Genomic DNA, 11,990 nt, shown 5'->3' with positions numbered 1-11,990 from the left:
CGGGTCACGTGGTTGCCTGACCGGCACAAAAATCATGTGCGAACACAAAACTAGGGCGGCAAAGTCATCCGACCAGCGCCCGCCCTATTCGGCGGGCTTCGATCCCGATGATCCTGTTCCCTTGCTCGATTTGGTGACGAGCTCCCGCAGCCATTTGCGGTGATGCCGCCAGGCCCAGCCGCCGGTCACCCGTCCGCGCGTCATGGCGGGAATGGTGCCGCGCACCCAGATGGCCGAGTAGAAATGGACGATCCAGACGCCGATGATCGCCACCGCCGCTATGGAGTGGACAAGTATGGCCACGCGCTTCTGATCGATCGTCGTATACTGGGAGAAATATTGATCCCATGCCGCCAATCCGCTGGAGATGAGGATCACAATCAGCACCGACATCGACCAGAAGACCAGTTTTTGGCCGGCATTGTACTTGCCGACCTCGGGAACATTGTCCTCGTGGTTGGCCAGCACGTCACGGAAACGGCCGAGCCACGTCCCGTCCTCGCGCCTCCACAGATTGGCCTTCCAGAATCGAAGGAAAAGTCCAAGGAAGCTGAAGAAGAGCACGACGCCGATCCAGGGATGGATGAAGCGCGTGAACTGTCCCCCGCCGAAAAGGCCGGACAGGAAGAACAGGCTCGGGTGGAACATCGCAAGGCCGGACAGGGCGAGCAGGACCAGGCTGGCCGCCGTGATCCAGTGGTTGATCCGCGCCCCCACCGTGTAGCGGTCCACGATCACCGGCTTGCCGGGATGTATCTGTTCGTTCGGCTTGAGGTCATCGGCGGCCATGGCTGTCGCCTTCCGTCAGCTCTTCGGCGTGCTCCTCATCCGCCTCGGAGACCCTGTTCGGTCCCATGATCAAATGGTGGAGCAAGCCGACGCCGGCCGCCACGCCCAACACCGTGAGGCCGGCATATTTGGTCACACCTTTCCAAGCCTCCACCAACGGACTGATCTTCGGGTCCTTGGGCAGGCCGCTGTAGATCTCGGGCTTGTCGGCATGATGCAGCACATACATTACATGTGTCCCGCCGACGCCCGGCGGATCATAGAGGCCGGCATTGACGAAGCCGCGCGACTTCAAATCCTCCACCCGCTTGGCGGCCCAACCCTTCATCTCATCCTTGGTGCCGAAGACGATCGCCTGGGTCGGGCAGGCCTTGGCGCAAGCCGGACCCTGACCGACCGCCACGCGGTCGGAGCAGAGCGTGCATTTGTAGGCCGTATGGTCGACCTTGGAGATGCGCGGGATGTTGAAGGGGCAGCCCTTGATGCAATAGCCGCAGCCGATGCAGTTCTCGTGGACGAAATCGACGATGCCGTTCGAATACTGCACGATCGCGCCCGGCGCCGGGCAGGCCTTGAGGCAGCCGGGATCGGCGCAATGCATGCAGCCGTCCTTGCGGATCAGCCATTCGAGCTCGTTGGTCTCGGGGTTGTCCCATTCGCTGTAACGCATCAGCGTGAACATGTCCGGCGTCAGGTCGGGCGGATTCTCGAAGGCGCCGGCGAAGACGCCGACCTCCGGATGCGTGTCGTTCCACTCGAGGCAGGCCGTCTGACAGGCCTTGCAGCCGATGCATTTCGAGACATCGATAAGCTTGGCGACTTCGGTCAGCTGCGTCTCGGGAGCAGGCACGGTAGACGCCGAGCGGCGGATGAGGTCCTTCTCGGAAAAACGCGGGGCCGTGTCCGTCGTCGAAGGATTGGGAAGGGGAGGAAACATCGCTTGCTCCTCCTATGCCACCGGCCCTGGAGCGGGCTCGATGTTGACCAGGAATGCCTTGTACTCCGGCGTCTCGATATTGGCGTCGCCGACAAAAGGCGTCAGCATGTTCGGACCGAAGCCTTTCTTTGCCGCTCCGGTGAAGCCCCAGTGCAGCGGTATGCCGACGATGTGGATGGTCTTGCCGTCGCAGGTGAGCGGCCTGATCCGCTTGGTCACCATGGCTTTCGCCACGACCGAGCCGCGCTTCGACCAGACGCGGACGTATCCGCCCTTGGTGATGCCCTTCTCGGCCGCGAGCTGTTCCGATATCTCCACGAAGAACTCCGGCTGCATCACCGCATTGACGATGACGTGCTTGGTCCAGAAGTGGAAATGCTCGGTCAGGCGGTAGGAGGTCGCCGCATAGGGGAACTCCGGCGAGGCCGTTTCGGCGAACTGGGCCATGTCGCCTTGGAACACCCGCGCGGCGGGATTGCCGCGGACCTTGGGCGCCACCGGATTGACGATCGGCGACTCGAACGGCTCGTAATGCGCCGGGAATGGTCCGTCGCGCATCATGGTTCGGGTAAAGAGGCGCGAGACGCCTTCCGGGTTCATGATGAACGGGCCGACCTGATCGGGCTTGGCAGTGGGCAGGATGTCGGGCACGTCGTAGCCCGACCACTTGGCGCCGTCCCATTCGATCACTTTGCGGCTCGGATCCCAGGGTTTTCCGGTAAGGTCCGCAGAAGCCCTGTTGTAGAGGATGCGGCGATTGGCGGGCCATGAGAACGCCCATTTCGAATAGAAGCCGGCGTCGTCCGGATCGCTCGTGTCCCGCCGCGCCATGTTGTTGCCGTTCTCGTTGAAGCAGCCGGAATAGATCCAGCAGCCGCAGGCTGTCGAGCCGTCGTCGCGCAGTGCTGCAAAGGCCGGCAGCAGCTTGCCGGGCTCGGCCAGCACTTTCGTCGGGTCGGCCGTGTCGGTCACCCTGGCGAGCGCCCTGCCGTTGATCTCCTGGGCAAGTTCCTCGGCTTTCGGATCGCCGGGATCGGCATAAGGCCAGGTGAGCTTGACGATAGGATCGGGGAAGGCGCCGCCTTCCTTGGCGTAGAGCGCCTTGAGGCGAAGATAGAGCTGCGCCATGATCCATGTGTCGCGCTTGGCTTCCCCGGGGGGCGTGCCGCCGGCCCAATGCCACTGCAGCCAGCGCCCCGAATTGACCAGCGAACCGTCATCCTCAGCAAAGCAGGTTGAGGGCAACTGGTAGACTTCCGTCTGGATCTGCGACGGATCGACATCGTTGTACGGCCCGTGGTTTTCCCAGAACCGCCCAGTCTCCGTGTCCAGCGGATCCATGATGACAAGGAATTTCAGCTTCGAGAGCGACTCGATCACCTTCTTCTTGTTCGGAGCCGCCTGCAGCGGGTTGAAGCCCTGGCAGAAATAGCCGTTCATCTTGCCCTGGTGCATCAGCTCGAAAGCACGCAGCAGATCGTAGCCCGGCAGGTCGAGCTTCGGCAGGTAGTCATAGGCGAAGTCGTTCTCCGGCGTCGCCGCGTCGCCCCACATCGACTTCTGGAAGCTTACGAAGAACTTCTTGTAGTTCTGCCAGTAGCTCATCTGGTTCGGCCGCAGCGGCTTGAAACCGCGCGTCGACATATAGGTGGCGAGATCCGGCTCCTTCTGTGTCGGCAACGTGAGATAGCCGGGCAGCAGGTTCGACATCAGCCCGATGTCGGTCAGCCCCTGGATATTCGAATGGCCGCGCAATGCATTCATCCCGCCGCCGCGAATGCCGATATTGCCGAGCACAAGCTGCAGCATGGCCATGGCGCGAATGTTCTGCGAGCCCTTCGAGTGCTGGGTCCAGCCGAGCGCATACATCGACGTCATCGCCTTGTTCGGCGCGGACGTTTCGGCAACCATCTTGGCTACCTGCAGGAATTTCTGTTTCGGCGTGCCGCAGATGCGTTCGACCATCTCCGGCGTATAGACCGCGACATGGTTCTTGAGCAGGTTCCACACGCAACGGGGATTGGCCAGGGTTTCGTCGACAACGGCGAAGCCGTCCGGCCCGACATCGTAATCCCAGGTGGACTTGTCGTAATCCCGTTTCGCCTCGTCATAGCCGGAGAACAAGCCATCCTTGTAAGCGAAGCCCTGCTTGACGACATAGGCCGCATTGGTGAAGGCCTTCACATAGTCCCATTGCACCTTGTCGTTCTGGATGCAGTAGTTGATGAGCCCGAGCAGGAAGGCGATGTCCGTTCCCTGGCGGATCGGCGCATAGACGTCTGATACCGAGGCTGAGCGGGTGAAGCGCGGATCGATGACGATGAGCTTGGCGCCGCGGTTGGCCTTCGCTTCCGTGACCCATTTGAAGCCGCAAGGATGCGCTTCGGCGGCATTGCCGCCCATGATCACAACAAGATCCGTGTTCCTGATGTCGGTCCAGGAATTGGTCATTGCGCCGCGGCCGAATGTTGGGGCGAGACTCGCCACCGTCGGGCCGTGTCAGACACGTGCCTGGTTGTCGAACACCAGCATGCCTGCGCTGCGAACCACCTTGTAGGTCGCGAACGCGGTTTCATTGGTCGAAGCCGAGGCGGCGAGAAAGCCCGTGGTGATCCACCGGTTGACCGTCACGCCGTCATTGTTCCTGGCGACGAAGTTCTTGTCGCGATCGTCCTTCATCAGGCGGGCGATGCGATCCAGCGCCTCCTCCCAGCCTATCGGCTCGAACTTGTCGGACCCGGGCTTGCGGATCAATGGATGCTTCAGCCGGGTCGGAGATTTTACGAAGCCGAGCAGAGCCGATCCCTTGGGGCATAAGGTGCCGCGATTGGTCGGATGGTCGGTATCGCCCTCGATATGGGTGATCTCGGCCTTTTCGCCTTTTCTGAGATCGCCTTTCGAATACATGATGATGCCGCAGGCCACCGAGCAGTAGGGGCAGGTGTTGCGCGTCTCGACAGTGGTCGCGAGCTTGAAGGGCCGTATCGCCGCCGCATGCGCGGCCTCGATGTCGGCGAAGCCGAAAGCTCCCAACGTCGTGCCGGCGAGACCCGCGCCTGCCGTCTGCAGGAACGCGCGCCGTGAGAGTTCAACATTCATCTGGATTTCCTCCCGAATTCCATGCCCACAGGGGCATCCAGAACCAAGGGATACGCACGCCATTTTGAGCCGAATTGGCGTAATGTCAAACACTTAGAGCGCAGATCGAAGTCGGCAAATGATTCCGCGCAGGAAAATGCGATTGACGCTTTTCGGAACGTGGTCCTACAGTATCGCGTGGTCTTGGAAACGGCTCCCGCGTCGCGGGGCGATATCACCGAAGCGCGCCTGACCAGCCTTGCTCATGGCGGCGGTTGTGGTTGCAAGCTGGCGCCCTCCGTCCTTCAGCAGCTGCTTGCCGAGCAGGCGGAACCCAGCCCCTTCAGGCAGCTCCTTGTCGGCACCGAAACCGGAGACGATGCCGCCGTCTGGCAGATCGACGACGCGACCTGCGTGATTGCGACCACCGATTTTTTCATGCCGATGGTGGACGATCCTTACGATTTCGGCCGGATCGCCGCGGCCAACGCACTCTCCGACGTCTATGCTATGGGCGGACGGCCGATCATGGCCTTGGCCATCGTCGGAATGCCGATCGGGAAATTGCCGACGCATACGGTGCGGGAAATCCTCAAAGGCGGCCGCGACATCTGCGCCACAGCCGGGATACCGGTCGCGGGCGGCCACTCGATCGACTCACCCGAACCGATCTACGGGCTTGCCGTGACCGGCATCTGCCGGCCAGCGGACATCCGGCGCAATTCGGGGGCCAGGCCGGGAGATGCGCTGATCCTGACCAAGGGACTCGGCGTCGGGATCTATTCAGCGGCCATCAAAAAGCAGGCGTTGTCGCTGAGCGGCTATCAAGAGATGATCGCTTCGACGACCCTTCTCAATCGGATCGGAGCGGAACTCGCCAAGGACGCAAGCGTGCATGCGATCACCGATGTGACCGGCTTTGGCCTGCTCGGACACGCCCTTGAGATGGCGCGCGGCTCAGCCTGCGAGCTCGTGATCCGCGACCGCGACATTCCGGTCTTTGCGCAGGCCTCTTCACTTGCAAAACAAGGCTTCGTCACCGGTGCGTCGCAGCGCAACTGGGCAAGTTGCGGCGATGCGGTGCGGCTGCATGAAGGCATGCCGGAGTGGCGGCGCGATCTGCTTACCGATCCACAGACCTCAGGGGGGCTGCTGGTTGCCTGCGAACCCGGCAGCGCCAGCGCCCTGGTCGAGACAATCGTCGCATGCGGCTATCCGTCGGCTAGATTGATCGGATGTGTCAAACGCGGCCGACCTGCCGTAGCAGTCGAGGAATGAATGTCAGGATCGGGCTACGAGCCGAATCCGTTTCGACGCGACGCGCTTTAGAGCGGTTCAAGATTTGACGGAATCGGAAGGGATTCCCGATTTGTCGGATTTGTGATTCAAGATGCTGGCTGGAATGGAGGCCAGCATCTGATGACGCGACCTCTTTCGAATGATCTTCGCGAACGGGTTGTGGCGGCGGTTTTGCGTGGTGAGAGCCGCCGGTCGGCGGCCAAACGGTTTGGCATTTCGGTTTCGGCGGCGGTGAAGTTGTTGCAGCGCCATCGGGCGACTGGTTCGGTTGCTCCAGGCAAGATGGGTGGACATCGCAAGAGGGTGTTGGAGCCGCACCGTGCCTTCATCGCGGCCCGTCTACGTGAGACGCCGCATCTGACGCTGCACGGTCTGAAGGATGAGTTGGCCGCTCGCGGGGTCAAGGTTTCGCATAACGCAGTGTGGCAATTCCTGCGCCGCGAGGGGCTGAGCTTCAAAAAAAACGTTGTTCGCTCTTGAGCAGGCACGCGCCGATATTGCCCGAAGGCGCCAGCGATGGCGATCCTGGCAGGCCGGCCTCGATCCGCAGTGCCTGGTTTTCATCGATGAGACCTGGATCAAGACCAACATGGCTCCGCTGCGTGGCTGGGGGCCGAAGGGCAAGCGGCTGCGCGGCTTGGCTCCGCACGGCCACTGGCGCACGCTGACTTTCCTGGGCGCGCTGCGCTGGGATCGGCTCGCGGCACCTTGTGTCTTCGACGGACCGATCAACGGTCAATGCTTCCGCGCTTATGTCGAGCAACAGCTCATCACTGTCCTTAAGCCCGGCGATATCGTCATCATGGACAATCTGGGAAGTCATAAGTCGGCCGCCATCAGGCAGATGATCAAGGCCGCCGGTGCCAGGCTTTGGTACCTGCCGCCCTACTCGCCGGACCTTAATCCGATCGAGCAGGCCTTCGCCAAAATCAAACACTGGATGCGCCAAGCTCAGAAACGTACCGTCGAGGACACCTGGCGTCACATCGGTCACCTCGTCGAAACCATCGAGCCAGCCGAATGCAAGAACTACTTCGCAAACGCAGGCTATGCTTCCGTCAAAACGTGAAAGACCCTAGCGCTTCAAATTAGGCCTGATTGTCTCGACCTCTTCTCGCGTACTCGTATCGGGCAATTCGCTAGGACCATCCGGATTCGGCGCCGGTTTTTCACGCGTGTCCCTCGGCGGCTTGTCCTTCGGATCGGGGTTAGATGGGTTTGGTTTGCGGGCTTTTTCCCGTTGCGTTGATTTCGGCATCGTACAGGTTCCTCTCCCTGCACAACTTTGGAGAAAGGTTGTGGTTCGGCGTCAAGTCAGCAGGCGATCGGCCGTACTCTGCTCATCAGCGAGTTCCGCTGTTGCCCGTTTCCTCAGCCCGCGATTCCTGGCGGCACTGCGCGGCTATCAGCGGTCGTCACGCCTACCGGCCAATCGGCGTCAATCCGAACAGGATGACGAGCCAAGCCGGCCACGGCACGGCAAGACGCGGCAGGGTGCCGGTCAGATGCATGAAAGCCCGATCAGGACGACCTAGGGCGCCAGGAAGGACGGGCTTGTCGTCGCGAGCAGGTTGTCGGAACGAACGTGGCCGTCACGCCTGACGCCGCCGTGATCGATCAGGCGGGCGATCATCGCGCGCCTTGCATGATGAGGTGTGAGCGTGTGGTCGGCGTTTGGCAGAGACACCCTGGTCACGCCACGAATGCTGTCAAGCCGCTCTTCCTCCGGGCCGAAATGGCGGGCGATCTCCTTCAGGCTCAAGTCGCCTTCCGAGGTCACCAGGAGAACCCGCACGCCCCGGCCGCAAAGCTCACGCATCCAGCGTTCCACCCGCCGCTGTCCCGCCAGCGCGGCCGGATGCAGCATCGACAGAGTGGACTTGATCGCCTCCAGCCCGCGCCGGACGATCAGCCGGGCGTGGCGCGAAGCGATCCCGCGCCATGCCGGAGCGTCCGGGTCGGGGCTCTCCTCCATGACGGCGGCGTTCCGCGCGGACACGGCCTTGGAAGTCTCGTAAGTCTTCCAGACCGCCATCTCCAGCGCGTAGGAACTGTTCCAGGCGAAGCAGAGCGGGTTGATCATGGTCAGCGCGCATATCCGCCGGTCGGCCCGCGCGGCGTGAAAAGCCTGGAAAGCGCCTGCGCAGACGCCGACAAGGCCGACAGAAGAATAGCCCGCTCGTTCCATCCAGTTGACCGCACGGCTGACATCATGGCGGGTGCGCTCGTCGTAGAGAAACAGGCGCCCTGGTTCGGTCCGACCGCTGAGGCCAAGTCCGGGCAGATCGATGCGCAGCGAAGCCAGGCCTTCCGCCGCGAGTTCTCGCGCCGCTTCCACGGTGCCACGCGCCCACCCGACATGCGGCACGCCGCCCGCATTGAGGAAGATCACCGGCTCGGCCACGGCGTGGCGGCGGCGCGGCCGACAAAACACGCCGCAGATCTCTGGCTCCGGTCCGATCAGGACCGGCTCTTCCATATAGTGCGGACCGACCAGGACCTCCGACGCGTCGCGCAGCCCCTTTGCCGGCAACATGGCCTTTCCTGTGACCGCCTCGCCGGCATGGCCGGCCATCCAGGCAGCGCAACGATCGAGAGCGGCGGCCGGAATCCGGTTGGCGGTCGGGTCGCACATCAACAGAGGATAGCCGTCGAACTCGGCCGTGGTGATATCCCCGGCGTTCGCCCTTTCTCCACGAATTTCGTCAGCGGCGAACGGCTTGCCGTTGGTAAGCACCAGCATCGCGAGGGATGGAAGGTTTGCGGCGGCCTGCCGCCAGTCGAGCGCCGCAAGGTCGGCCAGCGTCTCGTGCGAAATCCGAAAGCCGGCCGCCTCGCGCCCCTCGGTGAAAGGCCCCTCGCCCGCCGAACGGCTGGCCAGCGGCGCGTCGATCATGCGCGACATGGCTGTGATCTCGCGGACATAGGCCTTGCCGGAGGACGGCGGCGCCAGCAGCACGAGACCGGCCACGTCGGTTCGTCCGGCAGCCGCCAGCGGCGCCAGCAGCGCGCCCAGCCGGAAGCCGACCAAAATGACGTCGGCCACGCCGCAATCCTGCTTCAGCCGGTCGATCGCGGCGCCGATGCTCGCCGTCCACGCACGCACCTGGCCGGGCGTTGAGTGATCGCCGGCAGCGTTGCCGCAGCCGGGGTAGTCGAACTGCAGCGCCGGCAGACCGCTTTCGGCCACCATGTCTGCGAGCAGCTTCAGGAACCGCCGGCTGCACAGGTCCTCATGCCCATGCGCCCCGGCGATGACGACGCCACGGTTACGCCCCACGGTGCCTTTGCCTTCATTGAGCCAGCCGATCGTGTCGGCGAAGACTATCCCCTTCATGCCATGCTCCTGGCGGGCTCGAACGCTCGTCTGATCTCTGCCCCGATTTCTGCATTGTCGGCTTGTGGCGCATCGTAGGCTATGTCGCGGTCGGCATTCAGCGCCGTCACGACGCCGGCCGGGATGGCCGAGGACGGCCCGTCCAGGCAAATTTCCTTCTCCGCACCCGGCATCAGGTGGAAACTATTCTCGCGCGGGAGGAACCGCTCGTCCTTGATGGCGACGTGATAAGCGGCGCGCCTGCAGGCGAGCCGCAGGCGCCAGCCGTCTTGTCCGCGCACCAGCCGCGCCGACAGGCCGACATCGCGCCGCGCGATCATGACGCCGGGAAGCACGTGGAAGGCCTCGGCCAGGATCTCTCCGTCGGCGCCTTCGAGCCTCGCTACCGTCACCTCGTGACCGGCCGGACCGAAACGATAGGCATAGGACAGGTCGAAGAAAGCGCCGAGCAGCGAGAACGCCGGCAACGACCGCGCCGCGCGCGCCTGCACGGTGACCGGCTGGCGCGCCGTCACCACCGGGGTGACGCCATCGCGCAGGCACACAAGCGACAGCGTCGCCTCGACGGCCTTTGCCCCATCATTGACGAGATGGATGCCGAGCCCGTTGACGCCCTCGTCGCTCAGCGTCAGCCTGAGCGGCGCAAAAGCGCGCCTCAGCGCATGCCAGACCGATTTCGGCCGTCCGGTGGAATCGACGACGCCCCACCCGGCGCCCGGGCGAAGATCCTTCCAGAAGAACAGCAGCGCACCCGCCGTCGGCGAGGCCGGTCTGCGCCATTCGTCGATCGTTCGCTCAACGACCTCCGCGGTGACGGCGCGCGAGAGGTCGAGGTAGCGCGCCGGATCCTCCGTGCGCAGCCGGCGGGCATCGACGCCGAACAGCGTCTCCAGATAATGCTCGCGCACGTCCTCGAAATCCCACGACGCACCTGCATCGCGCGGCACGCCGGCCTTCCAGCGCGGATCGTGGCCGGGTGGAACGGGCAGATGCTCATCCAGTGTCGCCTGTTCCGGCACGTTGGCGAAGGCAAGGCACTCGCTGGCGAAACGCACTTCCGCGCGGCGCGCGTCCTCCAGTGGCCGGCAATAGGCGCCGACGCCATAGTAATGCGTCGGGCCGCCATCCGCGGCGAAGGGCAAGCTGCCGCCGGAAGGCGACGAGGACACGAGTGCCAGATCGGGCAGGATCGCCTGCGCGGCCGGACGCACGACCGCATCGAACCAGGGCGTCGGATCCATCGCCGCCGGCATGCCGAGCATCGCCGCCTGCTGCGCCACCTCGCTGCCGCCGCACAGCACCGCCAGCGACGGCGAATGCCGAAGCCGCTTCAGCAGGTTTTCCACCTCGCGCGACAGCGCCGCCTGCCAGGTCTCGTCCTTCACCGGATAATCGAAATTGGCGAGCATCAGATCCTGCCAGACGAGGATGCCCATCTCGTCGCACAACTCATGGAAGGCATCGACCTCGTAGGTGAACGTGCCGCCGATCCGCAGCATGTTGACGCCGGCCTGGCGCACGAGATCGAGGTCGGGCTCGATCTCGTGCCGCTCGCATGGCAGCCGCACAGGATCGGACGGCGTCCAGACCGCGCCGCGGCAGAAGACAGGCACACCGTTGGCGAGCAGACGGAAATCGCGTCCGTCGGCGCCGCGATCGATCTCGATGCGGCGGAAACCGACCCGGCCCAGCCGGCTGCGCACCGCGCCGAGCGTCGCCGTCACTTCGTGCAGCGCCGGCTCGCCATGACTGTTCGGCCACCATCGGGCGACATCGGCAATGTCCAGTTCCGCCGTCAACCGGGTGGGTGTCTCGACCTTGAGGCGCGCGCGCGCTCCGGCGCAGCTGACATGCGCCGTTTCCACATCGTCCAAAGGTTCAGCGAGGGTGATCGCAACGGCAAGGTGTCCGGTGGTGCCGTCGAGGTTGGCGCGCATGTCGGCATCGACAATGCGCTGCCCGCCATTTTCGCGGATCAGCTTGACGGGACGCCACGGCCCGACGACGTCGAAGTTCGGACACCAGCCCGGCATGCGGCCGATCAGTGTCGTGCGCACCAGCCGCAGCCGCTGGTCGTCGATCATGCGCGGACGCCAGCGGGCGCGCGGACCGGTCGCCGTTTCCAGATAGCGGTCGAGGCTGCGCAGGGCGATGGCGAGCTGCTCGCCGCCTGCAAGCGTTACCGCAACCTCATGCCGCTCGAACATCGAGGTCGAGGTCAACAGCAGCCGGTCGTCAAGCCAAACCTCGCCGATGGTCGCCAGCCCCTCGAACACCAGCCGCACCGAGCCGAGCGTGTCGAGCCTGCGACTGTACCAGACATCGTGGTCGTGCAGCGGGGTCGGCTGCGCGCGGTCCCAGCGGCCATGCTTTTCCAGCGTGCCCGCCGCGGTGCCGGGGCAGGCCGCTTCCAGCCATTCGGCGTTTGCGTCGATATCGTCCGGCGAAGCCCAAGCGCCGGCCGCCGAGACAGCCATCCGCCAGCCTCGGTCCAGCGATTCAGCAGTGTCGGAGCTCGACACCGTGGCGTCCATTCACACACCCCTGCCC

7 protein-coding genes are annotated in these 11,990 nt (G+C 63.9%); 2 read left to right on the top strand and 5 right to left on the bottom strand.

The genetic code is table 11. The annotated features are described in order from the left end of the window. Positions 1-84 precede the first annotated feature (84 nt). The 3 genes from EJ071_RS17750 to fdnG are packed head-to-tail and all read right to left on the bottom strand — an operon-like array spanning position 85 to position 4,825. Positions 85-789: a formate dehydrogenase subunit gamma gene (locus EJ071_RS17750; RefSeq protein ID WP_189521505.1), complete on the bottom strand. Its 705-nt coding sequence runs from the start codon at positions 787-789 to the stop codon at positions 85-87. Beyond that, on the bottom strand, positions 776-1,726 hold the full coding sequence (gene fdxH / locus EJ071_RS17745) for a formate dehydrogenase subunit beta (protein ID WP_126099002.1): 951 nt from the start codon (positions 1,724-1,726) through the stop codon (positions 776-778). The genes EJ071_RS17750 and fdxH overlap by 14 nt, the downstream gene beginning before the upstream one ends. A 12-nt stretch (positions 1,727-1,738) precedes the next feature. Next, positions 1,739-4,825 carry a formate dehydrogenase-N subunit alpha gene (gene fdnG / locus EJ071_RS17740; protein WP_145965077.1) on the bottom strand — a complete coding sequence of 1,029 codons (3,087 nt, stop codon included), beginning with the start codon at positions 4,823-4,825 and terminating at the stop codon, positions 1,739-1,741. 213 nt (positions 4,826-5,038) lie between these two features. Between fdnG and selD the strand changes: the two genes are divergently transcribed. Together selD and EJ071_RS17725 are read left to right on the top strand one after the other, a co-directional pair. Further along, complete coding sequence (gene selD, locus EJ071_RS17730) at positions 5,039-6,082, top strand: selenide, water dikinase SelD (protein ID WP_245460344.1); 1,044 nt, start codon at positions 5,039-5,041, stop codon at positions 6,080-6,082. Between the two features lie 141 nt (positions 6,083-6,223). Continuing rightward, positions 6,224-7,172, top strand: a protein-coding gene (locus tag EJ071_RS17725; protein ID WP_126097617.1) for an IS630 family transposase whose coding sequence is annotated in 2 segments (ribosomal slippage) — positions 6,224-6,559 and positions 6,561-7,172 — 948 coding nt in all. Because the reading frame shifts where the segments join, the coding sequence is not laid out codon by codon here. A gap of 462 nt (positions 7,173-7,634) precedes the next feature. On the opposite strand, the gene EJ071_RS17720 is transcribed toward EJ071_RS17725, so the two are convergent. Further along, a complete protein-coding gene (locus tag EJ071_RS17720) occupies positions 7,635-9,440 on the bottom strand; it encodes an alpha/beta fold hydrolase (RefSeq protein ID WP_126098998.1) in 1,806 nt (601 codons plus the stop codon). Further along, complete coding sequence (locus EJ071_RS17715; protein ID WP_245460282.1) at positions 9,437-11,974, bottom strand: glycoside hydrolase family 2 protein; 2,538 nt, start codon at positions 11,972-11,974, stop codon at positions 9,437-9,439. Before EJ071_RS17715 ends, EJ071_RS17720 begins: the two co-directional genes overlap by 4 nt. Positions 11,975-11,990 lie beyond the last annotated feature (16 nt).

This window comes from Mesorhizobium sp. M1B.F.Ca.ET.045.04.1.1, assembly GCF_003952465.1.
Taxonomy (GTDB): Bacteria; Pseudomonadota; Alphaproteobacteria; order Rhizobiales; family Rhizobiaceae; genus Mesorhizobium; species Mesorhizobium shonense.
This window is presented reverse-complemented; position numbering and strand designations above follow the sequence as displayed.